Source organism: Candidatus Pantoea symbiotica (genome assembly GCF_056491525.1).
Genome location: NZ_JBSZHR010000002.1, coordinates 2,311,275 through 2,334,790 on the forward strand (window position 1 = coordinate 2,311,275; position 23,516 = coordinate 2,334,790).

Consider the following 23,516-nt stretch of genomic DNA (forward strand, 5'->3'; position numbering starts at 1 on the left):
GCCGAGAGGCTTGCCCATAATTCACAGGAAGTAACTGCAAGATGTCTGATAACGCGAAAGCTAAAGGCCGCAAACGTTCATTACTACTACCGGTGTTACTGATTGTAACGCTGGCCGCTTGCAGCGTGGCAGGCTATGCAGTCTGGCGAATGATGAATAAACACGAAGGCAGCCAACCGGACGCGGCGAAAGTCGAGCCACCGGCTGCTCCCGTATTTTTTGCAATGGATACGTTTACAGTAAACCTGGTCAATCCTGACAACGATCCCGACCGTGTGTTGTACGTGGGTTTCACCCTGCGTCTGCCCGATGAGGATACCCGTCGTCGGATGAACGATTACCTGCCGGAAGTGCGCAGCCGTCTGCTGTTACTGCTTTCGCGTCAAAGCGCGACGGCACTGGCAACAGAGCAAGGCAAACAGGCCCTGGTTGAGCAGATCAAACAGGCACTGGCGCCGCCGCTGGTAAAAGGTCAACCGGCTCAGGTTGTCAATGACGTGCTGTTTACCGCCTTCATTTTGAGGTGATTTAATGGGCGATAGCATTCTCTCCCAGGCTGAGATTGACGCGCTGCTTAATGGCGACAGTGACAGCGCGGAAGTAGAGAACAGTTCCAAAGGGACCGATGGCGACATCCGTCCCTATGATCCCAATACTCAGCGTCGCGTCGTACGTGAGCGTCTGCAGGCGCTGGAGATCATCAACGAGCGCTTTGCCCGTCATTTCCGTATGGCGCTGTTCAACCTGCTGCGCCGTAGCCCCGATATTAGTGTGGGTGCGATCAAGATTCAGCCGTACCACGAGTTCGCCCGCAACCTGCCGGTGCCAACCAACCTGAACCTGATCCACCTGAAGCCGCTGCGCGGCACGGCGCTGGTGGTGTTTTCACCGAGCCTGGTATTTATTGCTGTCGATAACCTGTTTGGCGGCGACGGTCGTTTTCCGACCAAAGTTGAAGGCCGTGAATTTACCCATACCGAACAGCGCGTGATTCGTCGCATGCTGAAACTGGCGCTGGATGGTTATAGCGACGCATGGAAAGCGATTTACCCGCTGGAAGTCGAGTATGTGCGTTCTGAGATGCAGGTGAAGTTCACCAACATCACCACTTCACCGAACGACATCGTGGTTAACACGCCGTTCCAGGTGGAGATTGGTAACCTGGTCGGTGAATTCAATATCTGTATTCCGTTTTCAATGATTGAGCCGCTGCGCGAGCTGCTGGTCAATCCGCCACTGGAAAACTCACGCCGTGAAGATAATCACTGGCGCGACAATCTGGTGAAACAGGTGCAGCACTCGGAGCTGGAGCTGATTGCCCACTTCGCCGAAACATCGCTGCGCCTGTCACGTATTTTGCAGCTGAAACCTGGTGACGTCCTGCCCATTGAGAAGCCGGACCGCATCATTGCTCACGTCGATGGCGTGCCGGTGCTGACCAGCCAATACGGCACCATCAATGGCCAGTATGCCCTGCGTGTAGAACATTTGATTAACCCGATTTTGAATTCGCTGAACGAGGAACAGCCCGATGAGTGACAGCAAGAAACCGTCCGACGACGACATCTCCGCGGACGATCTGTGGGCTGCAGCTATGAACGAACAAACCACCACCAGCGCGCCAGATCCGACTGAGAATGTGTTCAAATCGCTGGAGAATCCTGGCATCAGCGGTTCGCTGCAGGATATTGATCTGATTATGGATATCCCGGTCAAACTGACTGTGGAACTGGGTCGTACCAAGATGACCATCAAAGAGCTGCTGCGTCTGACGCAAGGTTCTGTGGTGGCGCTGGATGGCCTGGCCGGTGAACCGCTGGATATTCTGATCAACGGTTATCTGATCGCGCAGGGTGAAGTGGTGGTAGTGAACGACAAATATGGCGTGCGCATCACCGACATCATTACCCCGTCTGAACGTATGCGTCGTCTGAGCCGTTAAGCATGTTAAAGCACACGCAAGCGGAACAACCGGTAGCGAGCCAGCCGGTGGTCTCGACCGGTTCGGTGATTGGCCAGGTCAGCAGCGTGCTGGCGGTGATTGTTCTGCTGATTCTCGGCTGCGGCTGGCTGGCGAAACGTCTCGGCTTTGCCCCGAAAACGGTGACCGGCCAGGCGCTGAAAGTCAGCGCCACCGTGCAGGTGGGTCAGCGCGAGCGTGTGGTGATTGTCGATACCGCCGATGCGCGTCTGGTGTTGGGCGTTACCGCCCAGCAGATTACGCATCTGCACTCGTTACCGCCGCTGCCGCCGGAAGAACTGGCGAATAGCAGCGCTGCCCCGCAGGATTTTCGTCAGCTGTTCCAGAATCTGGTTAAACGTCCCGGAAAACCACAATGATGCGTCGATTACTTGCTCTTCTGCCGCTGCTGTTGCTGGCACCGGTTGCCCATGCGCAGCTGCCAGGTTTAATCAGCCAGCCGCTGGCCAATGGCGGCCAGAGCTGGTCGCTGCCGGTGCAGACGCTGGTTTTCATCACCTCGCTGACCTTTATTCCGGCCGTGCTTCTGATGATGACCAGCTTCACGCGCATCATCATTGTGTTTGGTTTACTGCGTAACGCCCTCGGCACGCCATCGGCGCCGCCAAACCAGGTGCTGCTCGGTCTGGCGCTGTTTCTGACCTTCTTTATTATGGCGCCGACGTTCGACAAGATTTATTCCGACGCCTATCTGCCGTTCAGCCAGGACAAAATCAGCATGGCGGACGCGATTGATAAAGGTGCGCAGCCGCTGCGTGAATTTATGCTGCGTCAAACGCGCGAAGCCGATTTAGCGCTGTTTGCCCGTCTGGCCAACACTGCACCGATTCAGGGTCCGGAAGCGGTACCGATGCGCATTCTGCTGCCGGCGTATGTCACCAGCGAACTGAAAACCGCCTTCCAGATTGGTTTCACCGTGTTTATCCCGTTCCTGATCATCGATCTGGTGGTCGCCAGCGTGCTGATGGCGCTGGGGATGATGATGGTGCCGCCAGCAACGATTTCCCTGCCGTTCAAGCTGATGCTGTTCGTGCTGGTGGATGGCTGGCAACTGCTGGTGGGTTCACTGGCGCAAAGTTTCTACTCGTAACCCGACATTTCCCGAGGAGTGCAACATGACACCTGAATCAGTAATGGTTATGGGCCAGGAAGCAATGCGCGTCGCGCTGCTAATGGCCGCACCGATGTTGCTGGTGGCGTTGATCAGCGGTTTGATCATCAGCGTGCTGCAAGCTGCGACCCAGATTAACGAACAAACGCTCTCCTTTATCCCGAAGATTCTGGCCGTTGCCGCTACGGCGGTGATCGCCGGTCCGTGGATGCTGAATCTGATGCTGGATTACATTCGCACGCTGTTTAGCAATCTGCCGTACATCATTGGCTAATGATTAACCTCGACAGCAGCCAGCTGATCCATTGGGTCGCACAATTCTTCTGGCCGATGGCGCGTTTGCTGGCGCTGTTTGCCAGCGCGCCGGTGCTGAGCGAAAAATCGATTCCCAAACGCGTGAAAATTGGCCTGGCGGTATTAATCACCTGGATCATTCTTCCCGTTCTGCCGCCGGTTGAAGCCACGTTATTTACACCCGCTGGATTTTGGTTGCTGCTGCAACAGTTGCTGATTGGCGTTAGCCTTGGCCTGACCATGCAGTTCGCCTTTGCCGCGGTGCGCATGGCGGGTGAAGTGATTGGTTTGCAGATGGGTTTGTCCTTCGCCACCTTCTTCGATCCGGGCAGCCGCCTGAACATGCCGGTGCTGGCACGTTTTCTCGATATGCTGGCGATGCTGCTGTTTCTTACCTTCAACGGACACCTGTGGCTGATCTCGCTTTTGGTGGACAGTTTTCACACCTTGCCGATCAGCGACCAGCCGCTCAACGCCAATGCCTTTATGGCGTTAGTCAAAGCCGCCGGATTAATTTTCCTTAATGGCATGATGTTAGCGCTGCCCTTAATAGTTCTACTCCTCACGCTAAACATGGCACTAGGTTTGTTAAACCGTGTTTCACCACAGCTCTCAATTTTCGCGGTTGGCTTCCCGATTACCTTAACGGTGGGCATCCTCAGCGTTGGGTTGATGATGCCGCTGCTTGCTCCCTTCTGCGAACATCTGTTCAGCGAAGTCTTTGATTTACTCGCCCAGTTTATGTCAGAACTTTCCCGCGCGAGTTGATTAACTATTCTGTAGACGTTCTTAAGTAATAGTTAAGCAACCAGAAACAGTCTGTGCATTTTTCGAACCATTTTTTCCAGAAATCAACTGAGGAAATTCTGATAAATGCGCATTTTAGGTGAAAATTATTCTTATTAAACCGCGCTTCGCGTATTTTAGTCAGACGATTCCTAAGGGGCTAAACCTTGAGAATTGGTTGATGAAATGCTCAAAGGGCTGTTTTTAAACAAAAAAAATTTCAAAGCGATTTTTCTTGTCTAAATCCCTTTTTTCCGGCATTGTCAACGCTCGCTGAAGCGTCATACTTTCGCTAAACAAATGTTTTTAAGATTTGTCCTATCAGATTTGTCTGTGATCTGCGCGATAGTGACAGGGCTCTCAAAACAGAGCGAATTAAACACTTAATGCAAATCCTCAGCCATCCCTACTATGGCTGGGCTGAGAGTGACGTGGATGTACTAAAAAAAATAACTTCGCAGCACGGTTCAGGGAAGAGTCATGATGGCGCATGGATTTCTATCGCCAATCTGCCGAGCAGAATAAAAAAGTGTCTTTGGAAATTTCTCTCGTACCGCAAACGCGTATTCATCGTTGATTTAAACGGATAACAAATTGGTGAGGGTCGCTATAATGCCAACGATTATTATGGATTCATGTAATTACACACGCCTGGGTTTGTCTGACTATATGTCTGCGAAAGGAGTTAAAAAGAAAAATATTACTCCTGTCTCTGACATCGACCAATTGCAACAAAGATGTGAGCAAATAAAGCCGGGCGTCGTGTTTATCAACGAAGAGTGCTTTATTCACGAATCTGATTCCAGCGATCGTATTCGTGCTATTATTATGCAGCATCCTGATACCTTATTCTTTATTTTCATGGCGATCTCGAATATCCATTTTGAGGAATACCTCTACGTTCGTAAGAACCTGATTATTACGTCAAAATCGATAAAAACTTCGACGCTGGATTCTTTGTTAGGCACCTACCTGCAAAAGAAACTCAACGCTTCGCCACGTATTTCTGCTGGGCTCGACGTGCATCCACTGACATTAAGTCAGACTGAATCAAATATGCTGAAAATGTGGATGTCAGGTCATGACACCATTCAGATATCTGAGAATATGCAAATTAAAGCCAAAACTGTTTCGTCACATAAAGGTAATATTAAACGTAAAATTAAAACCCATAATAAGCAGGTTATTTATCATGTCGTACGTTTGACTGATAATGTTACCTCAGGGATTTATGTTAACGTGCGATAATTTCCTTCAGTGAATAAAGGGGCCAATCCAGCGATTGGCCCCTTTCTCGTTTTGCGAGTTTGATCTCACTTTCCTGCCTAATCCTTTCCCCTCGCCTGCCGATGCTTATTCTCATAACACCTACCTACATGAGAGCAAGGATATGAAAACAGCATCGATTGATGAGCAATATAAGCTCAGCATCTGGCAGAACCTGCGCCTGATGCCTTTGTTCAGTATGATCTTTGGTGGCATTCTGCTGCTTTTTGCCCTGTGCATTGGACTCGCCAGCTACTTTTTGATTCAGAGTAATAACTCACTCAATGATGCCACGGAAGAAATTCAAATCCGCATGGGCATCTCCAACAGTTCTAACCATCTGCGCACTGCACGACTGAATGTGCTGCAATCCGGTGCCGCCGCGCGTATTGGCGAAATGGATGGTTATCGTGCCGATTTAGCACGCACCGAGACGCGTATTAAACAAGCGCGCGAAGGCTTTAAACTCTATATGGATCGCAAGGCGAAAACGCCAGCGGATATTGCCCTCGACGAACCGCTGACCGCCAGCTTCAATGCCTATATTGATAAAGGCCTTAAGCCGATGATTGAATCGGCTAAGCAAGGCAGCTTTGAAGGCATTGTGGCGCAGGAAACTGACGTCACGCGTAAGCTGGATGACGCCTATAACGCCGTGCTGTTGAAGGCGATTAAAATCCGTACCGACCGAGCCGAAGCGATTAATGCCGCAGCGGCACATCAATCGCGCGTCGGTTTTATTGCTATGGCTATCGCATTTGTCGCCGCATTAGTGTTAGTGCTGCTGACCTTCGTATTCCTGCGTCGCGTGGTGATGAACCCGCTGCGCCAATCTGTTGACCGCATCGAACGTATTGCGCAAGGCGATTTGACTGCGCCGGAGCAAGCCTATGGCCGCAGCGAGATTGGTAGCTTGCTGCATAACCTGCAACTGATGCAGGCGTCGCTGGTGCGTACTGTAGGAACGGTGCGTGAAGGTGCGGTGGCGATTTATCAGGGTTCCAGCGAGATTTCCGCCGGTAACACCGACCTCTCATCGCGTACTGAAGAGCAGGCTTCCGCGCTGGAGCAAACTGCCGCCAGCATGGAGCAGCTTACCGCAACGGTGAAACAGAACGCCGAGAACGCGCATCACGCCAGTCAGCTGGCCGCCGATGCCTCTGGTAAAGCGCGCAGCGGCGGCGATCTGGTGAGCGGCGTGGTGCAAACCATGAACAACATTTCTGGCAGCTCGAAGAAGATTGCCGAGATCACCAACGTCATTAACAGCATCGCCTTCCAGACCAATATTTTGGCGCTGAACGCTGCCGTCGAAGCGGCGCGTGCCGGTGAGCAAGGCCGTGGTTTTGCGGTGGTAGCCAGCGAAGTGCGCAATCTGGCACAGCGCAGTGCGCAGGCGGCGAAAGAGATTGAAACGCTGATCGCGGAATCGGTAGGTTTGATTACCAACGGTTCACGCCAGGTCGGTGAAGCCGGTAATACCATGGGCGAGATTGTTGAGGCGGTGCGTCGCGTGACGGACATTATGGCGGAAATTGCTGCCGCGTCGGATGAGCAGAGCCGTGGCATCCAGCAGGTTAGCCTGGCGGTGACCGAGATGGATAACGTGACGCAGCAGAACGCCTCGCTGGTTGAGGAAGCCTCTTCGGCAGCGGCTTCGCTGGAAGACCAGGCTGGCCGATTGACGCAGGCGGTAGCGGTGTTCCGTTTGAATGATGCGCCGGTTGCGCAAGTGGCTAAAGCCGCGCAGTCCGCGTTGCGTACGCCGAATCTGGCGCCGCGTCCGGCATTGGCGACGTCGGGTAATGATAACTGGGAAACGTTTTAAGCGTTGAATTTGCAGAGGTCGCCATGAATGGCGCCCCTACAACTCAGGTGCGCATTTATGCGCACCTGGCATCAAGCCCCTTCATACGGCTCAACAAACACGCCTTCGGCATGATCGCTTTCGTTAAAGAACCAAATTCCCAGCGGGTAATCTTCCAACGCCACCAGATACATGGTGCCCTCATTGAATGCTTCCACAGCCAGCACCGTACCCACACGACGCGGGCCGCCATCGGTTTTAACCGTAACGCGATCGTTAACCTTCATTGATTACTCTCCACAAATTGTCCTGCGACACAGTTTAACGGAAGATAATCAACACTGCCTGATCGCGATCAGCGTCGGGCGATAACCCACACCGCATGAACGATACCGGGAATGTAGCCGCACAGCGTCAGCAGAATATTAAGCCAGAACGCCCCGCCGAACCCGACCTGCAAGAACACGCCCAGTGGCGGTACCAAAATGGCGATGACAATACGTAAAAAGTCCATATTCACTCCCTGATATCACTTAACAATCAATCGCTAAGCATAGACGCTGTTACGCACTGTGCACTTAAAGGCAGGTAAAACTCTGTCAAGATGCGCTTTTTCGCTTTCTTAACGTTTCATAGAGAGACTTTTGACGCGGGCTGCTCGTACACTTCTCCTCACTGCACCAACCCCAAAGGCGCAGTCAACCTAAAAGTAACAAGGATTTTTGCCCGCGCAGCGCGGGCTTTTTTTTGTCTGCAATTTGCCCGCGACGCCCTCTTTTCAGCACCGTCTATACTGTTAATTCATCCAATCGCCTCTGGGAGGGCGCTATGACGACGGCAAAAGAGTACAGCGAGAATGTGCAGCGCGAAGTCAATATTGATGTCGATGCGCTGCTGGAGGCGATTCAGAAAAGAACGTCGGGCGAGATACAAGAGTTTATGGAAGCCGAAAACGCCCATCGCGTCAAAGTGAACGGCGAGGCTTATGACTCTTATACCGATTTAGCGGAAGCTTTCGAACTCGACATTCGCGACTTCGCCATCAGTGAAGTAAACCGTTGAAATCGATTCTAAAAAAATACCCGGCGGGATGGCCGGGTAAAATAAATCAGTAAATTCGTTACACCAGGGAATTCTTAACACCCGGTCAGATTACGCCTTAGTCCGATTAAGACAAGTCTTATCCCTGCATGTAAATCGAACAATTTTGTATAACCATTCATACGAATCGCCCCACGCACCGCGTCACAGCTGGTTTCAGCTGTGCACGAAATGTGCATCGCGCATCCTGTCACCTCTGCTGTTTAAGAATTATCCTGGATGTCGCTGGTCGGGTCGCCGGAAAAAGTGTGATCGCGATTCCGCTATTATACTGATTACTCTTCGCTTTACGGATGCCACTGGCGTAAGGAGTGTGATGATGCTGAGTCCTAACTCTTCCCTGATGATCGTTACCGATCTTGATGGCTCATTACTTGATCATCATGACTACAACTGGGATGCGGCCAGTGAATGGCTGGCGCGTCTGAAACAACATCAGATTCCGCTGGTGATTTGTTCCAGCAAAACGGCGGCAGAGATTATTCCACTGCAAAAGAAGTTGGGCATTGTTGGCGCACCCTTTATTGCTGAAAACGGTGCGCGCGTGATGCTGGGCGGCGAACAGACGCCGCCGACCGAAACCAGCGCCGGCTATCACGCGCTGTGCAAGACGCTACACGCGTTGCAGGCGCGATTCCGCTTTAACGGTTTTCATGAATTTAGCGATGCCGAAGTGGCACGCTTCACCGGTTTAACGCTCACCGAAGCCAGCCAAAGCCGCCTGCGCGAAGCGTCGGAAGTGGTGCTGTGGCGCGATGATGAACACCGTTTGCAGGAATTTCGTGAGGCGCTTGCCGAGCAACATCTGGCGTTAACTCAGGGCGGACGCTTCTGGCATGTGATGCCCGTCGGCACCGGCAAAGGTATCGCGCTGGCGGAAATCCAGCAGCATCTTGCCGCGCAAGAACGAGAATCGCGCATCACCATCGGCCTGGGCGATGGCCCCAACGATGTGCCGATGCTGGAGCGCGTTGATTATGCCGTGGTGATAAAAGGCTTCAGCAAAACGCCGGTTGAACTGCAACGCACCGATACCGAGAACGTTTACCACACCGCGCACGTCGGTCCGCAGGGCTGGCGTGAAGGTCTGGACTATTTTCTTGCGCCGAACGAGTAACGGCCTTTAACCAGAAGGATGAGACGATGAGTGATTTTTACCAGAATGGTGTCATTACTAATTTCCATAATCTCACCCACCGCAGCGTCGAATCGCTGGAAAAGGAGATGGTGCGCTTCTCGCGCAAACGCAAAATGGGGCTGATTTTGCCGTCGCTGTTTTCGGAACTGGAAGGCCCGGCGCTGGATAACATTGTTAACGAACTGGCGAAAGTGCCCTATCTGGATGAGATCGTGATTGGCCTTGACCGCGCCGATCGCGACCAGTTTCTCTTTGCGCGCGAGTTCTTCTCTCGCCTGCCGCAGCGCCATCGCATCTTGTGGAACGACGGGCCGCGTCTGAAAGCGCTGGACGCCGAACTGGATAAAGAGGGTTTGTCACCGAGCCAACCCGGTAAAGGCCGCAATGTGTGGTTCTGTACCGGCTACACGTTGGCTTCCGATCGCACCCAATGCGTGGCGCTGCACGACTGCGATATCGTCACCTACGAACGCGGCATGCTGGCACGTTTGCTCTATCCGCTGGCCAATCCATCATTTCAGTATGAGTTCTGCAAAGGCTTCTACGCGCGCGTGGCCGATGGCAAATTGAATGGCCGTGTTGGACGTTTGCTGGTCGGTCCGCTGCTGCGTTCACTGCAGAAAGTCTACGGCCACTCGGAATATCTCGATTACCTCACCAGCTTCCGCTATCCGCTCTCTGGCGAGTTTGCCATGCGCACGCACGTGCTCAACGGCATCAAGATTCCGGGCGATTGGGGATTAGAGATTGGCGTGCTGTCGGAGATTTATCGTAACTACACCACGCGCCAGACCTGTCAGGTGGAGATTGCCGATAACTACGACCACAAACATCAGCCGCTGGCGGAAGATGATGGCACCGGCGGTTTGAAGCGCATGAGTAATGACATCGTGCAGTCGCTATTGCGTAAGCTGGCGACCATGGGCGTGCCGCTCACCAGCGATTCGTTCCGTGTATTGAAAGCTACTTACTACCGCAATGCGCTGGATATGATGGAGATCTACAACCACGAAGCCACCATGAACGGCCTCAAGTTTGATCAGCATATTGAAGAAGCGGCGGTAGAAATGTTCACCCAGGCGATTCTCGATGCCGGACAAGCTTTTATTGAGCGTCCGAACGAGAAACCGTTTATTCCCAGCTGGAGCCGGGTGCAATCCGCGTTCCCGGATATTCTGCAGCGTATTTATCAGGCCGTCGAAGAGGATAACGACGGCAAGGTTTAATCCGCTGCGCAGACGCGATTGCGCCCGCCGGTCTTCGCCAGATAGAGCCTGCTGTCCGCGCTGGCCTGCAGGCTCTCAGCCTCATAATCGCCCTGCTCTTCGCTGCCGCTGACGCCCGCCGAAAGCGTAATGCCAAAGGTGGTGCTGGCGTTGACCAGGATGGTTTTCGCCTCCAGCCGCACGCGAATCCGCTCCGCCACTGCCTGCGCCTCTGCCAATGTGGTTTCTGGCAGCACAATGCAGAACTCTTCCCCGCCGACGCGTCCAGCGACATCGTATTTGCGTAGCGTGTGGCTGATCACGCTCGCCACGCGGATAATGGCCTGATCGCCCGCCTGATGTCCCCAGGTATCATTAACCTTTTTGAAATGATCGATATCCAGCTGAATCACCGCCAGCGGCGTTTGTTGCTGCTGCCCACGCGCCGCCAGCGCATCAAATTGCTCGAAGAAGGCACTGCGATTGAGCAGGCGCGTCAAACCATCATAATTTGCCCGCCACACCAATTTGGCCGACATATCATTCAGGCGCCGCACCAAACGGAATATCACCTGATGCGCCGCCACCAGCAGCAAGACAAACACCAGCCACATGCCCACCATAAACAGCGCCACGCGGCCTAACTCTTGTGAAAAGCCTTGCTTCAGACTTTGAACATTGGCGATGTAGGCATCAACGTTCCTGAGTTTGCTCCAGGTAATAAATTGCGTTCCGAGGCGCGACACGCCAGCTGGACTCTGCAGAATTTGCTGCTCTAACAAAGCCTTTTGTTCTGCGGTTAATGGCTGGTCGTTGGGTGCAGTCAATCGGGTAATTTCATGCAGTGAGCGATCCAGCAATACCATTTTGCCCTGCAATGAGCTGTTGCGCGCGGATGCAAGCAAGGCATGGATACGCGACTGAGTGAAATCCATCGACAGCACGCCGTACCAATAACCTTCGCTGATAATCGGCGTGCTGACCGTCATCATCAGCCCTTCATCAAATAAGCCCTGATAACCTTCGGTCCAGCGCAGGCGTGCATGCAGCGGATTGTGCGGATCCTGGTCGCGGAAATAGGGGCGCTGAATCATGGTGGCGTAACTCTCTTCCAGCTCCTGCGCATTTTGCGGCGGACGCGAACTGATGTAGAAACCGGCTCGCGAGATGTACCAGAAGCGGGAATGGAAATCCTGTTTGGTATCGCCAAACTGCAGGATAAAGCTGAACTCCAGCGCCGCACGCAGCTCATGATCTATATGGGTATCGTCACGCGATAACAGCGGGTCGCGCGTTAGCCAGCTATCGCCGACGCCGTTTATCGGCATGCTGCGCGGGCTGGATAGCTGTAGCTGCCAGGGATTCTGCTGACGCAGCTGCTGAAAGCGCGCCACCGTTTCGCGCGCGTGATCGGAATCGAGCGGATGAGTCAGCGCGTAGTTGAGCATTTGCTGGTAATAGAGCAGCTCGTCCAGGCTCTCCTGGAACTGGCTGTCGAGGTTTTTCTGCACGTCGGATAACTGCGCGCGTTGACGTTGTTCGTAATTGTTTTTCAGCTCAAAGGCTTCATGCACGGTGAGAAAAGCGGAGAAGAGAAAGACCGCCAGAAAGCAGAGATGAACCGGTATAAATGGACTTTTCCAACGCGATAACTGAGCTGAGTTTGGCATGTGCATCCCTGCTTCGAAAAGAGGCGAATGCGCAAAGTGTAGTCAGTTTGGAAAAAAATTTATAGGCAGGGATCAAAGGTAAATCATTGAGCTACAACTCCATTCGGGACGGCAAAAACCGTCCCGAATGGATTCAACTGGCCAGCTGTTGCGCGCTCGATAAGTGACTGAGTTCGTCACTGTGGAACGCCTCACGTCGCACGCTGTAACCATCATACCAACGACACTCTACCATTCCGCTGGCATAGCCGGTGACCACCATAGTGGGTCCGCCCTGTTTGTGCTGAACTTCGTCACTGATTGCAAAGATCATACCGCACCTCCCTCTTTCATCGTTAAATGACCGAGTTTAGGTATAGCAGCTGTGACCGATTTTTTCCTATACGATAAATCTATTACTTCTACTAAATCAGAATAAGCAGTTAAAAACTCTGTAAATAAAAAAAGCCGACAAGATTTATTGTCGGCTTTGATAGCACTTCCCGAACAGGAAAATTAGATTTTGCAGCCTTCGCAGTCCGCTTCGTCGCTGATATCAGCAGGGACTTCGTTGGCTTTCTCTGCCGCTTTGGCTTCAGCCTGTTCCAGCTGTGCATCGATATCAAATTCAAACATATCGTCGTTCATCATCGTTCTCCTGACCGTGATTAGAAATTTACAGCGCTTTATAACTGCTAGCCGCGCAGCTTAGCAATCAGATTTACGCCTAACAGCACGATCGACCCAATGATAAAGCCGATCACCAGATTGGCGCCGTTGCTCAGCAGCGCCGAGACCAAACCGTTGAATCCGGCGCTGTATTCGCTGATGGCGTGATGTAACGGCGTAATGCCGTGCACCACAATGCCGCCACCGACCAAAAACATCGCGAGGGTACCGACCAACGTTAAGGCTTTCATTAACCAGGGCGCAAAGGCCAGTAACACGCCGCCAATCGCCTGCGCGACGGTAGAGGATTTCTCTTTAAGCCAGAATCCCAAATCATCGATTTTGACAATCATCGCCACGATGCCGTACACGCCGATGGTCACCAGAATGGCGACGCCCGCCAGAATCAACACCTGATTCAGCAGCGGCGCCTCTGAAACGATGCCCAGCGTGATGGCGACAATTTCTGCCGAGAGGATAAAGTCGGTGCGCACCGCGCCTTTGACTTTATCTTTTTCGAACGCACGCGGATCCTGCTGCGCCAGTTTATCGAGACGCTGTTGACGCGCTTCCGGACTCTGCTCAGCCTTATCGTGATTCAGGCTGTGCAGCACCTTCTCCACGCCCTCGTAACAGAGATACGCGCCGCCAATCATCAGCAGCGGCGTAATCAACCAGGGCGCAAAAGCCGAGATCAATAACGCCAGCGGCACCAGAATTAATTTATTGAGAAAGGAGCCTTTTGCCACGCTCCATACAACCGGCAATTCACGGTTGGCTTTGACACCGCTAACCTGCTGCGCATTCAGCGACAGATCGTCACCCAATACGCCTGCGGTCTTCTTTGCCGCAACTTTGCCCATTACCGAGATATCGTCGAGCAGTGTTGCAATATCATCCAGAAGTGTAAGTAAACTGGTTCCTGCCAAAGTGGTATTCCTTATTATTCCGGTTCGTGATCCTGACAACAGGGGCAACGCTCAATCGCCGTCACTGACATATCGGCGATGCCCGCACAGTCCCATTCAACGCGTAATGGCCCCGTCAAATCCCCGGCGTGCAAATACTTGCTCACCGGACTTTCCGTCATGCCGCTGATCTCTTCGGTGGCGACCAGCCGATCGCCAAGATAAATGCGCGCCGTGGCTTGGGTTGTCACCATCCGCTCATCGCGGAGTTGATACAGGCGCTTAACGGTAAGTTTGATGCTGCTCATGGCTCATTCCGCGTCCCAGAGAAAAGGGAGATCTAAACTGTTATGGCGGCTAAAAGCAACAATCTCGCACTATTCAACGCGATAGTGATGCAAGCCCTGATGGTCGATTTCGCTGCTGTCGGTTGCCGCCAGCAGCCACTCTTCTAAACGTTCAATCAGCGCGCTGTCCTCCAGCTGCAGTTTGCCGCGCAGCGCGCACTCCCAAACAATCAGTACTTTCCAGCCTCCTTCGCGTAGTTGTTCGACGTAACGCCGGTCGCGCTCAACGTTACTGTTAATTTTGCCACTCCAGAATTCGGTACGCGTGGCGGGCATCTTAAATAAGTAGCAGTGATGACGATGCCAGAAGCAGCCGTGAACAAAAATAATCGCTTTCTCGGCGGGCAGGACAAAATCCGGGCGGCCCGGTAGCGCTTTATCCTGCACGCGATAGGTGAAGCCGCGATCTTTAAGAATCAACGCAATACGCTGTTCAATCGCGGTATCCTGATTGCGAATGGCGCGCATGTTTTTGCTGCGAATGGCTTGCGAGTGAACGTCTGCCATAGCGTCTCCTTGTATTAGCGCTTCTTCAACTTTAGCGGCTTAGGCCAAAAGCGAAAGCACACCGCACGCCAATTTCCTCGTTGCGTGATGAGTGTTAGCATAGCCGCTTCACTGTTAAGGAAAAACGCATGCTCGCTATCGACCCCGTCTCGCCCTCCCCGTTTACCGCCAATCAGGATGACGCGACGTCGCTGTTACTGCAGGTGCTCGATATCTATGCCGCACGCGATGTGGTTATTACCTTAACCGAAGCCGGTGGCCGCGACTGGAGCGTGCCGCGTTTGAATCGTATTCGCGCCGGTAAAAGTGCCGCGCCGGCGCTCTCCAGCCGCGAAGTCGCCAGCCTGCAGGCCTTGCTGCCGCAGCGTCCGGCGCATTATGACGACGCCAAATTCCAGTTTGTTGATCTGTTTGCCGGTATCGGCGGCATTCGCCGTGGCTTTGAGCAAATTGGCGGACAGTGCGTGTTCACCAGCGAATGGAATAAAGAAGCGGTGCGCACCTACAAAGCTAACCTGTATAGCGATCCGCAGTTGCACCACTTCAACAGTGATATTCGTCTGGTGACGCAGCCGGCAGGCATTAGCGATGAGCAGGAAATTTATCAGCATATCGATCGCACCATTCCCGATCATCAGGTGCTGCTGGCCGGTTTTCCTTGCCAGCCCTTCTCGCTGGCGGGCGTGAGCAAGAAGAATGCGCTGGGTCGCGCGCACGGTTTTGAGTGTGAAGCGCAAGGTACGCTGTTCTTCGATGTGGCGCGCATTCTCGCTGCTAAAAAGCCGCCGTTCTTCGTGCTGGAGAACGTGAAAAACCTCAAGAGCCACGACAAAGGCCGCACCTTCGCCATTATCATGGCCACGCTGGATGAGCTCGGTTATGACGTGGCGGATGCCAACGACAGCAGTTTGCCGGATGCCAAGGTTATCGATGCGCGCCATTTTCTGCCGCAGCATCGCGAGCGCATTGTGCTGGTGGGCATTCGTCGCGACAGCGGGCTCAGCAAAGGTTTCTCGTTGCGCGCCCTGCCCGCGCTCTATCCGCAAAATGTGCCGTCACTTCACAGCCTGCTGGAAACCCAGCCGGAAGCGAAATACACGCTGTCGCCAACGTTGTGGAATTATCTCTATCAATACGCGAAAAAGCATAAAGCCAAAGGCAACGGCTTCGGCTTTGGCCTAAACGATCCGCGTAATCTGAACATTTGTGTGCGTACCTTATCGGCGCGCTATTACAAAGATGGTTCGGAAATCCTCATCGATCGCGGCTGGGATCACGCGTTAGGCGAAACTGATTTCCAGCAGGCTGAGAATATGGCGCGCCGTCCGCGTCGTTTAACTCCGCGCGAATGTGCCCGCCTGATGGGTTTTGAAGCGCCGGGAGAAGCCAAACTGCGCATTCCGGTGTCCGATACGCAAGCCTACAAGCAGTTCGGCAACTCGGTGGTGGTGCCGGTATTTGCTGCGGTGGCGCAATTGTTATTACCGTTGATTGAACAGTACGCCGCGCAAAAGGCGTAGCTATTCAGGACCACAATTTTATTTAGGGCCGCGCTTTATGCTGTTTTCCGCCTAATCGCGCCCGCTGTCACCAAACTGTCACGCGTGCTGCCAATACTCCTGTTTTATTTTTTGGAGGCGTGTGATGTCACTCCTGTCCGTTATCTCTCTGCCGCTGCGGCTGCGCGCGCGGTTATCCCTGAAAATTCCGTTGTGGCTCACCAGTTTGCGTAGCCAGTTTTTGCTGTTTATCGTGCTGTTCTGCGCGCTGCAGTTTGCCGGTGTGCTGCTGCTGAATACCCACGTCAATCAGACGCAAACTTCGCTGCAGCAGGCGAATCAACTGCGTGAACGTCTGGCCCTGCTGGATAAAGCACGTATCGAACTGCTCACCGCCAGCGATAACAGCCATCGCGCCGGCATCTATCTGATGCAGGATCAGCAAAGTGGCTCAGTCGATAGCTGGAAAAGTCTGGCTGCAGCGGCCGATGACTCTTTAAAAAATGCACAGCAACAGTTCGCCGCCTACCACGCCAATGCAGATAGCCCGCTGGCGCAAGGTTTCGCCATGCTGGCGGAAGGATTGCAGGAGCAGCTGAAAGGATTGGCGGCCAATGACATTAACGCCTTTTTTATGGTGCCGATGCAGGCGTTTCAGCAACAGTTTAATGATGCCTGGTTCAGTGAAATCGAGCAGGCTAATCATCAGCTCAGCAGCGTGAATCAGAACACGCTTAGCACCTTGAAGCTGAGCCGCAATATGTCGCTGATTGTCAGCGCGGTGCTGATGGCGCTGTTAGTGCTGGCCTCCAGCCTGCTGATGCGCGGCGTGCTGTTGCCGCTGCGTCGCGCTAACGCGCAGCTGGAACAGATCGCCACCGGTGATCTGGTCGATGCGCAAAACCATCCGCGTCGCCAGTCCCTGGAAACGCGCCAGCTGTTCCAGTCGATTGATACCATGCGGCTCGGCTTGCAACAGATTGTGCGCGACATCAACACGGTGGCAGTCAGCGTCGCCGCCGGTGCCGAGGATATGCAGCAGCACAACGAAAAAGTGATGCAGCAACATCAGAAGCAAAATGCCAGCTTCCATCACTTGTCGCAGCGCCTGGATCGCGTTTCGGAAGAGGTGGAGATCGGTGCACAGTTCTCGCAGCAGGCAACGCAGGAAGCACAATCAGCCGATGCGTTGATGCGTAACTGCGCGGTAGAGGTCGATAAGATGGAAACCCAGATGCAGCAAATTGTCACCGCATCGGATGATATCGCCGGGATTGTGGGCATGCTGGATGACTTGTCGATGCAGACGCGGTTGTTATCGCTGAACGCCGCAATTGAGTCGGCACATGCGGGCGCTTATGGGCGGAGCTTCTCGGTGGTCGCCAAAGAGATGGGCTTGCTCTCGCAGCAAAGCGGTACTTCCACGCGCCAGATTGATGGCTTGATTCAGCATACACAGCAACATGTGCATGATGGCTTCGATAAGGTGAAAGCGCTGGAAGTGTTGTTCGCGCAGATCAGCGCTGCGGTGTCTGGCGTGGTAACGCAGCTGAACGAGCTGCAGCAAAACAGTGCTGCGCAAAGCCATCGGGTGAAAAAGATTGCGCTGGAAGTGGTGGAGATGAGCGGACAGCTACAGCAAAACGAAGTGCTGAACGCCCATCAGGTGCAATCGGCGGTGCAATTGCGCGAGTTATCGGACCGCCTGGCGCAGCGCGCGCAGCAGTTCCGTATTTAATCTGCAGGCATAAAAAAACCCGTCAATGACGGGTTTTTTCGCTTATTTCTTCTTCTTACTTTTCTTCAGCAGCGCACGAATCTGCTTCAATTCTGCGGCGGAGAGCTGATCTTCCACGGCTTCCTGGGTATCCAGACTATCAATGGCCGGTTGCGCACCCGCATCTAAACTGGCCTGCAAGCGATTAACGATCTCCTGACTCATGGAGATTTGGTTATCAGCGGCTAACTGTTTGATGTGCTCTTTCAGTGCCGGGTCAATTTTAATGGTTAAGTTAACGGTCTCGGTCATTTTCATACTCCCTTTTGATTTACAACAACGTAGCGGAAGCAGATGAAAGTTAACAGACTGTCATAAAAATTTAATATTACGAGTGTATAGGGCTGAAATCCCTTAACACCGATTCATCAACCGACGTCAGATTGCCCTGCAACTCAGCGCACAGTTTGCCCATATAGTGCACGAGAAAATCCGCGTTATGTTCCGCTAACAGGCGCCCGGCTTCGGTTTGCATGGTTTGCGGTAAACCCAGCAGTTTTTTCTGGAAGTGATCCAACGTCCACTTCACGTCATCCAGTTCACGCTCTTTTCCTAACGGATCTTCGCTGTCGAACAGCGGACGACCTAACGCGCCTGCCGTGTAGAAAACCCGCGCCAGGCCGATAGCACCTAATGATTCGAGACGATCGGCGTCCTGCACAATTTTCGCTTCCAGCGTTTGTGGCGCGATACGCGCGCTAAAGCTGTGAGCCTGCACCGCGTGAGCGACGGCATCCAGCAGTTCGAACGGGAAGTCCGGGAAATCCTGCTGCAGAATGCGGCGCGTCTCTTCCGCAGCATAGGTTGAGGCTAAATGACGTTCAGGATGGTTTTTCGGCAGGTTAACCACATCGTGAAAGTAGCAGGCGGTCATAACGATCATAGGATCGGCGTCGCTGTGCTGCATGATGCGCTTTGCACTCATCCAGACGCGGCGCAGGTGCGCGATATCGTGGGCTTTGTCGTCATGCAGCCAATTGAGCTGCAGCCAGTTCTCGTAGCGTTGTTGCCAGTGAGTAAGTGACATCGTGCTTCTCCTGTTATTGCTGTTATCTAAGTTCCTGCGGACATCATAGCGGCCTGGTCATGACACTTTTTTTACATCCTTCCAGGATGTGCAAAGCGTAAAAATGAGATCCCGATCTTGTTATAGCGCTGTTAACGTCACTTGCACAGCAGCCATTACGATTTCGGCATTTCCTTAGCGCGTTTTAGTTAAATAACTCTGTTCAACAGGCTTAATATATTCGCGTCATCAACAAATTTCGCTTTAGCGCTAAATTCCAGTTATATGCGCTGATATATGCGGCTTCTTAAGGGCAGATCAACACGGCATTATCTGAAAAGGTTCCCATTCTGGGCTTTATAACGTACTGTATCTGGAAAAATTCTGGCTTCGGATCCCTTGCGAAGTCCTTTTCAGCACACATTTTGCTTATGAACCATTTTTAAAATCTAAAATTGCCAGATTAGCCTGATACTAAGGCGACAAATTATTAAGCAAACTGATTCAAACCCATTATGCTAGCTCTCACATCTACGGATGTTGGGGGATTCTTCGCAGTTTCCGGGTTTGTGACACAATAAGAGGTATGCAATGAAAGAACGGCCGATTCTTTTTTCCGAACAGCGGGTGCGCGCCCTGCTGGTTGGCCAGCAAACGCAGACCCGGCGCATTATGAAAACTCAAGCTTTCGGTCCGGGTCAGGATCACCATGAAGGCGTACACGCGTTTGACGTCAGCGCCAATCATCTGCACGGCTATAAATTGATGTCGATGACCGATGTCAGTTCGCACTGCCCATTTGGTCAGGCGGGCGATGGTTTGTGGGTGCGTGAAACCTGGCGCGGCCCGATTGTGCCGGAAAACTTACTGGCGGATTACGAACGCGATCCCCTGCCGTTCCGCAATGCGGCGTATTGCCAATATCGCGCTGACAGCAATGAGTTGGGACAGCTGGATGAGAATTTGCAGAATGCCGAGCAGTTTGGCTGGCAGACCGCCATTCATATGCCGCGCTGGGCCAGCCGCATCGATCTGCAAATTACCTCGGTACGTGCCGAGAAGATTCAGGACATTAGTGAAGATGACATTATGGCGGAAGGCGTGCAGACCGATTCTCACTTCCTGAATAACTTCTTCACCATGAATATGAATTCTGAATCGCCGAAAGAAGCGTACCGCAAAGCGTGGCAGAAACAGTACGGCGCCACCAGCTGGGAAGTGAACCCGTGGGTTTGGGTGATCGCGTTTCAGCGGGTTGAACGCTAAAGATAAACGCTGCGAAGCATGCAAACGTAGGGTCGTCATTCATGACGACCTTTTTTATTTCCTCACCATGACTTTCCCGCTTTGCCACGCCAATCACAGACAAATCCTCGGCTAACTGGTTGAATAGCCGGCTTTGATTACGCGCTGGTAATTCCTCCTTTGCCGCGCCAGGATACTGTTTTCGTCTGAAGAGTGAGTGACGCAATGTTCAAATGGCCGTGGCATGCGCAAATAGAGACTTCAGTACTGGCGCTTCCCTGGCAACAGGCGCTGGCGCAGCCAATCTTTTCACTGCTCGATCCTGATGAAAAAACCGCACTGGTTACGCTGGCACAACGCTTCCTGCAGCAGAAAAAAATCTCGCCGCTGCAAGGCCTGCAGCTCGACGAACTGTTGCTGACACGTCTGGCGCTGCTGTTTTGTTTGCCGGTGTTGAAGCTTGGACTCGAATGGCTCGATGGCTTCCATGAAGTGCTGATCTATCCCGAGCCGTTCAACGTCGACGATCGCTGGGAAGATGATAACGGTCTGGTGCACCACGCGCCGGCAGTGCACGCCGGACAAAGCTGGACGCAAGGTCCGGTAGTGTTAAACGCGTTGGATATTCAGGATTCACTCGATCTTTCCGGCTTTAACCTGGTGATCCACGAAGTGGCGCATAAACTCGATGCGCGCGGCAGCGGTTACACCAGCGGCATTCCGGTGATGGCGCTACGTGATGTCGCCAGCTGGGAGAAAGATTTGCAGCAGGCGATGGCAGAAATTGAAGCTGAAGTTGAATTAGTCGGTGAACAGGCGGCAACCATCGATCCCTACGCCGCCAGCGATGCAGCAGAGTGTTTCGCGGTGCTGTCAGAGTATTTCTTCAGCGCACCGGATTTACTGGCTAACCGCTTCCCGGTGATGTATCGCCATCTGCAGCAGTTCTATCGTCAGGATCCACTGGCGCGATTGGCGATGCTAACAGCAGAACCTGCTTAAATCGCGATCGCTTTGTACTAATGCTAGCCAGTTGAATACAAATGTGTTTTAAGCTGTTGACACCTGCAAGGGGCGCCATTAATATTCGCCTCGTTCACACGATTCCTCTGTAGTTCAGTCGGTAGAACGGCGGACTGTTAATCCGTATGTCACTGGTTCGAGTCCAGTCAGAGGAGCCATATTTAGAGAAGCCCGCTTAGGAAACTAAGCGGGCTTTTTGCTTTTCTTATATCCTTCCCTACCGTTCATTTTTGAACCTTTTTGGCATAATTTTGCTTGTCTGAGGGTAAAAGAATTACCAATCAATGCAAAAGTATCAAAAATGATACTTTACACTTCTTGATTCCATTTTTTTAGTCGAAATTGCATGAAAACGCGCTAAAGGTTCAAAAATGAACTTTTTAGTATTATATTCAGGAAATGTAGATGCATGCTGCTTAAAAAAATGGGGAAAGTGTCATAAATGAACCTTGACGAAATTAGGTCTCTGCTTAAAAGCCTCTCTCATGCAGACAAGAAGAAATTGCTCGATGAGTGGACATTTGATGTTCAACGTTCCACTGAATTCGCAGCATCCGATAAGCCTACTTTGACTGCCCTTGAGCTTTTATTACTGCCACCCATACTGATCAATGAGTTGAAGCGGCAAAATATCACCTATGAAGAGATGGCGATGCAAATTGGCGTGTCTATCTCAACCTTCAAAAGAATGATCGCCAATCCTGCTGCCGCAAAGGCAATGAATCTTCATGCCTTGCTTAAGGAACTCGGAATAAAAGTATGGCTCGAAAAATAGAGGTGTGGCTCTATGACAAGTCTGTCGGTACCTTGACAGAGGAAGACGTCGGTTTCACTTTCTGTTACCGGGACGATTATAGCGGTCGCGCGATTTCATTAAGTATGCCGGTAAGGCGAGAACCTTATTTTAATGAAGAGCTCCATCCTTTCTTCAAAGGGTTGGCACCAGAAGGTTGGTTACGCAAACGATATTCAGAAATTCAAAAAATTGATGATAAAGATCTATTTGGATTACTCATGCAGAACGGTAACGACTTGCTTGGTGCAGTAGTACTCAAGGAGATAACATCATGAATTCAGCATGCTGCCTGATAAATTTAGCTCAACTCAAAGAATCCGAGCTTGAAACGAACTATTCCCTTAAAGGCATTAAGCATCTGTTTGGTAGTGTAAAAGTTGCCCTTAGATTGCCCTTCACGCGTCGTCAGTTTATTCAGGAACTGCCTGAACGTCAGAAAGGCATGAGTATTTCCGGCTATCAACCCAAGCTGTCACTGCGTCTTGAAAAGGGGGAACTGCAGGTTGTTAGTAATAATGGCACTTATATTCTTAAACCTTCGCCTGAAGAGTATCCACATCTGGCGGAAAATGAGCATGCCACAATGTGCGTCATGCAACGTCTAAAATTTAACGTACCTCCCTTTGGCTTAATCCCCTTTCAGCCTGAAAAAGGCCGACCAGATGAGTTGGCCTTTGTGATCAAAAGATATGATCGCTTAGATGAAGATCTGACCCGATTGCATCAGGAGCAATTGGACGGCGCGATGGGACTCGATGATAAATATGGCAAAATTGATAATAAAAAAGCCATCAGTTATGAGAGAGCTGCCAAATTTTTGAATAGCGCAGTCAGCAATAGTTTAAACAGTAAGCGCGACCTTTTTTTACGCATCGTCTATGCCTATGTGCTCGGGAATAATGATTTTCATCTGCGTAATATCGGGATCATACTTCCCGAAACAGGACCCGCTTACCTTGCGCCGGTGTATGATTTTATCAGCGTGGTACCCTATCCTGCTGCATTTGGCGAGTACTTAGCGCTGCCTCTGCTCGAATGTGAAGAAAATGATGCCGGGAGTGCGCCAGGAATTGATTCATGCTATGGGGAATATGTCGGTGCGGACTTTATCCTGCTTGCTCAGGGTATGGATATTCAACCCGCGCTGGCCCGCAAATGGTTGGTCGATGTGGTGAAAAGTCACTCGCTGATCATTGCTACCTACGCTGAAAGCCATATGCCTGAAGAACAGCGTAACCTCGTACTTGATTATGTCGCACGCAGAATGACGTTATTGGCCGTAACCGAACTGTAACGCGTCTTGCTCGCCTAATCACAGACATAAAAAAACCCGCTGGCCTGGAGCGGGTTCTTTATTCATCAGCGCACAGTTCATTCCAGTAGCTGTAGCGGATCACATGG

At 52.1% G+C, this 23,516-nt stretch carries 29 protein-coding genes and 1 tRNA gene; 20 read left to right on the forward strand and 10 right to left on the reverse strand.

The genetic code is table 11. From position 1 onward, the window contains the following. Positions 1 to 41 precede the first annotated feature (41 nt). From fliL to ACXIZX_RS11410, 9 genes are all read left to right on the forward strand, one after another. Positions 42 to 527, forward strand: coding sequence for a flagellar basal body-associated protein FliL (fliL, locus tag ACXIZX_RS11370; protein WP_008105400.1), 486 nt, complete (start codon positions 42 to 44; stop codon positions 525 to 527). A 4-nt stretch (positions 528 to 531) separates the two neighbouring features. Beyond that, positions 532 to 1,539, forward strand: a complete 1,008-nt coding sequence (gene fliM, locus ACXIZX_RS11375; RefSeq protein ID WP_008105401.1) for a flagellar motor switch protein FliM — start codon at positions 532 to 534, stop codon at positions 1,537 to 1,539. After that, entirely contained in the window at positions 1,532 to 1,942 is a 411-nt protein-coding gene (fliN, locus tag ACXIZX_RS11380) for a flagellar motor switch protein FliN (RefSeq protein ID WP_008105402.1), read from the forward strand. Before fliM ends, fliN begins: the two co-directional genes overlap by 8 nt. A gap of 2 nt (positions 1,943 to 1,944) precedes the next feature. Continuing rightward, complete coding sequence (fliO, locus tag ACXIZX_RS11385; RefSeq protein ID WP_061717608.1) at positions 1,945 to 2,340, forward strand: flagellar biosynthetic protein FliO; 396 nt, start codon at positions 1,945 to 1,947, stop codon at positions 2,338 to 2,340. Continuing rightward, positions 2,340 to 3,071, forward strand: coding sequence for a flagellar type III secretion system pore protein FliP (gene fliP / locus ACXIZX_RS11390; RefSeq protein ID WP_036648594.1), 732 nt, complete (start codon positions 2,340 to 2,342; stop codon positions 3,069 to 3,071). The genes fliO and fliP overlap by 1 nt, the downstream gene beginning before the upstream one ends. Before the next feature lie 25 nt (positions 3,072 to 3,096). Then, positions 3,097 to 3,366, forward strand: coding sequence for a flagellar biosynthesis protein FliQ (fliQ, locus tag ACXIZX_RS11395; protein ID WP_008105408.1), 270 nt, complete (start codon positions 3,097 to 3,099; stop codon positions 3,364 to 3,366). After that, positions 3,366 to 4,154 (forward strand): flagellar biosynthetic protein FliR, encoded by a 789-nt coding sequence (gene fliR, locus ACXIZX_RS11400; RefSeq protein WP_479404183.1) that lies wholly within the window; start codon positions 3,366 to 3,368, stop codon positions 4,152 to 4,154. The genes fliQ and fliR overlap by 1 nt, the downstream gene beginning before the upstream one ends. A gap of 630 nt (positions 4,155 to 4,784) precedes the next feature. Continuing rightward, a complete protein-coding gene (gene rcsA, locus ACXIZX_RS11405) occupies positions 4,785 to 5,420 on the forward strand; it encodes a transcriptional regulator RcsA (protein ID WP_008105413.1) in 636 nt (211 codons plus the stop codon). Positions 5,421 to 5,562: 142 nt separating this feature from the next. Beyond that, positions 5,563 to 7,266: a methyl-accepting chemotaxis protein gene (locus ACXIZX_RS11410; protein WP_479404184.1), complete on the forward strand. Its 1,704-nt coding sequence runs from the start codon at positions 5,563 to 5,565 to the stop codon at positions 7,264 to 7,266. A gap of 71 nt (positions 7,267 to 7,337) precedes the next feature. Here the strand turns inward: ACXIZX_RS11410 and dsrB are convergent, their stop codons facing one another. Next, on the reverse strand, positions 7,338 to 7,532 hold the full coding sequence (dsrB, locus tag ACXIZX_RS11415) for a protein DsrB (protein WP_008105417.1): 195 nt from the start codon (positions 7,530 to 7,532) through the stop codon (positions 7,338 to 7,340). A 68-nt stretch (positions 7,533 to 7,600) separates the two neighbouring features. Further along, positions 7,601 to 7,759, reverse strand: a complete 159-nt coding sequence (locus ACXIZX_RS11420) for a YqaE/Pmp3 family membrane protein (RefSeq protein WP_007891469.1) — start codon at positions 7,757 to 7,759, stop codon at positions 7,601 to 7,603. A 314-nt stretch (positions 7,760 to 8,073) separates the two neighbouring features. Between ACXIZX_RS11420 and ACXIZX_RS11425 the strand changes: the two genes are divergently transcribed. From ACXIZX_RS11425 to ACXIZX_RS11435, 3 genes are all read left to right on the forward strand, one after another. Then, positions 8,074 to 8,307, forward strand: coding sequence for a DUF2525 domain-containing protein (locus tag ACXIZX_RS11425; RefSeq protein ID WP_061717614.1), 234 nt, complete (start codon positions 8,074 to 8,076; stop codon positions 8,305 to 8,307). Positions 8,308 to 8,665: 358 nt separating this feature from the next. Continuing rightward, positions 8,666 to 9,463 carry a mannosyl-3-phosphoglycerate phosphatase-related protein gene (locus ACXIZX_RS11430; RefSeq protein ID WP_479404876.1) on the forward strand — a complete coding sequence of 266 codons (798 nt, stop codon included), beginning with the start codon at positions 8,666 to 8,668 and terminating at the stop codon, positions 9,461 to 9,463. 26 nt (positions 9,464 to 9,489) lie between these two features. Beyond that, entirely contained in the window at positions 9,490 to 10,710 is a 1,221-nt protein-coding gene (locus ACXIZX_RS11435) for a glycosyltransferase family protein (protein WP_008105424.1), read from the forward strand. On the opposite strand, the gene dgcQ is transcribed toward ACXIZX_RS11435, so the two are convergent. The 6 genes from dgcQ to ACXIZX_RS11465 all read right to left on the reverse strand — a co-directional run bounded on the left by dgcQ (position 10,707) and on the right by ACXIZX_RS11465 (position 14,769). Further along, positions 10,707 to 12,359, reverse strand: a complete 1,653-nt coding sequence (gene dgcQ / locus ACXIZX_RS11440) for a cellulose biosynthesis regulator diguanylate cyclase DgcQ (RefSeq protein WP_479404185.1) — start codon at positions 12,357 to 12,359, stop codon at positions 10,707 to 10,709. The two genes, ACXIZX_RS11435 and dgcQ, sit on opposite strands and share 4 nt — an antisense overlap. A 133-nt stretch (positions 12,360 to 12,492) precedes the next feature. Next, a complete protein-coding gene (locus ACXIZX_RS11445) occupies positions 12,493 to 12,672 on the reverse strand; it encodes a YodC family protein (protein ID WP_008105429.1) in 180 nt (59 codons plus the stop codon). Positions 12,673 to 12,854: 182 nt separating this feature from the next. Continuing rightward, positions 12,855 to 12,989, reverse strand: a complete 135-nt coding sequence (locus ACXIZX_RS11450; RefSeq protein WP_255253243.1) for a hypothetical protein — start codon at positions 12,987 to 12,989, stop codon at positions 12,855 to 12,857. Positions 12,990 to 13,033: 44 nt separating this feature from the next. After that, positions 13,034 to 13,936 carry a DUF808 domain-containing protein gene (locus ACXIZX_RS11455; protein WP_008105432.1) on the reverse strand — a complete coding sequence of 301 codons (903 nt, stop codon included), beginning with the start codon at positions 13,934 to 13,936 and terminating at the stop codon, positions 13,034 to 13,036. Between the two features lie 14 nt (positions 13,937 to 13,950). Continuing rightward, positions 13,951 to 14,223 carry a hypothetical protein gene (locus ACXIZX_RS11460; RefSeq protein WP_008105433.1) on the reverse strand — a complete coding sequence of 91 codons (273 nt, stop codon included), beginning with the start codon at positions 14,221 to 14,223 and terminating at the stop codon, positions 13,951 to 13,953. A gap of 69 nt (positions 14,224 to 14,292) precedes the next feature. After that, positions 14,293 to 14,769 (reverse strand): very short patch repair endonuclease, encoded by a 477-nt coding sequence (locus ACXIZX_RS11465; RefSeq protein ID WP_008105435.1) that lies wholly within the window; start codon positions 14,767 to 14,769, stop codon positions 14,293 to 14,295. A gap of 128 nt (positions 14,770 to 14,897) precedes the next feature. On the opposite strand from ACXIZX_RS11465, the gene dcm reads away from it, so the two are divergent. Beyond that, positions 14,898 to 16,289 carry a DNA (cytosine-5-)-methyltransferase gene (dcm, locus tag ACXIZX_RS11470; protein ID WP_479404186.1) on the forward strand — a complete coding sequence of 464 codons (1,392 nt, stop codon included), beginning with the start codon at positions 14,898 to 14,900 and terminating at the stop codon, positions 16,287 to 16,289. Between the two features lie 124 nt (positions 16,290 to 16,413). Beyond that, positions 16,414 to 18,006, forward strand: coding sequence for a methyl-accepting chemotaxis protein (locus ACXIZX_RS11475; RefSeq protein ID WP_179450285.1), 1,593 nt, complete (start codon positions 16,414 to 16,416; stop codon positions 18,004 to 18,006). A 42-nt stretch (positions 18,007 to 18,048) separates the two neighbouring features. On the opposite strand, the gene ACXIZX_RS11480 is transcribed toward ACXIZX_RS11475, so the two are convergent. Together ACXIZX_RS11480 and ACXIZX_RS11485 are read right to left on the reverse strand one after the other, a co-directional pair. Beyond that, positions 18,049 to 18,297, reverse strand: coding sequence for a hypothetical protein (locus ACXIZX_RS11480; RefSeq protein ID WP_008105442.1), 249 nt, complete (start codon positions 18,295 to 18,297; stop codon positions 18,049 to 18,051). 76 nt (positions 18,298 to 18,373) lie between these two features. Continuing rightward, positions 18,374 to 19,072, reverse strand: a complete 699-nt coding sequence (locus ACXIZX_RS11485) for a phosphohydrolase (RefSeq protein ID WP_008105444.1) — start codon at positions 19,070 to 19,072, stop codon at positions 18,374 to 18,376. 570 nt (positions 19,073 to 19,642) lie between these two features. Between ACXIZX_RS11485 and ACXIZX_RS11490 the strand changes: the two genes are divergently transcribed. The 6 genes from ACXIZX_RS11490 to ACXIZX_RS11515 all read left to right on the forward strand — a co-directional run bounded on the left by ACXIZX_RS11490 (position 19,643) and on the right by ACXIZX_RS11515 (position 23,409). Continuing rightward, positions 19,643 to 20,317: an ASCH domain-containing protein gene (locus ACXIZX_RS11490; RefSeq protein WP_008105447.1), complete on the forward strand. Its 675-nt coding sequence runs from the start codon at positions 19,643 to 19,645 to the stop codon at positions 20,315 to 20,317. Positions 20,318 to 20,521: 204 nt separating this feature from the next. Beyond that, positions 20,522 to 21,298, forward strand: coding sequence for a DgsA anti-repressor MtfA (gene mtfA, locus ACXIZX_RS11495; RefSeq protein ID WP_008105449.1), 777 nt, complete (start codon positions 20,522 to 20,524; stop codon positions 21,296 to 21,298). 103 nt (positions 21,299 to 21,401) lie between these two features. Next, positions 21,402 to 21,477, forward strand: a tRNA-Asn gene (locus ACXIZX_RS11500). Between the two features lie 284 nt (positions 21,478 to 21,761). After that, positions 21,762 to 22,094 carry an XRE family transcriptional regulator gene (locus ACXIZX_RS11505; RefSeq protein ID WP_179450283.1) on the forward strand — a complete coding sequence of 111 codons (333 nt, stop codon included), beginning with the start codon at positions 21,762 to 21,764 and terminating at the stop codon, positions 22,092 to 22,094. Further along, on the forward strand, positions 22,079 to 22,390 hold the full coding sequence (locus tag ACXIZX_RS11510; RefSeq protein ID WP_179450281.1) for a HipA N-terminal domain-containing protein: 312 nt from the start codon (positions 22,079 to 22,081) through the stop codon (positions 22,388 to 22,390). Before ACXIZX_RS11505 ends, ACXIZX_RS11510 begins: the two co-directional genes overlap by 16 nt. Next, a complete protein-coding gene (locus tag ACXIZX_RS11515; RefSeq protein WP_479404187.1) occupies positions 22,387 to 23,409 on the forward strand; it encodes a type II toxin-antitoxin system HipA family toxin in 1,023 nt (340 codons plus the stop codon). The genes ACXIZX_RS11510 and ACXIZX_RS11515 overlap by 4 nt, the downstream gene beginning before the upstream one ends. Positions 23,410 to 23,516 lie beyond the last annotated feature (107 nt).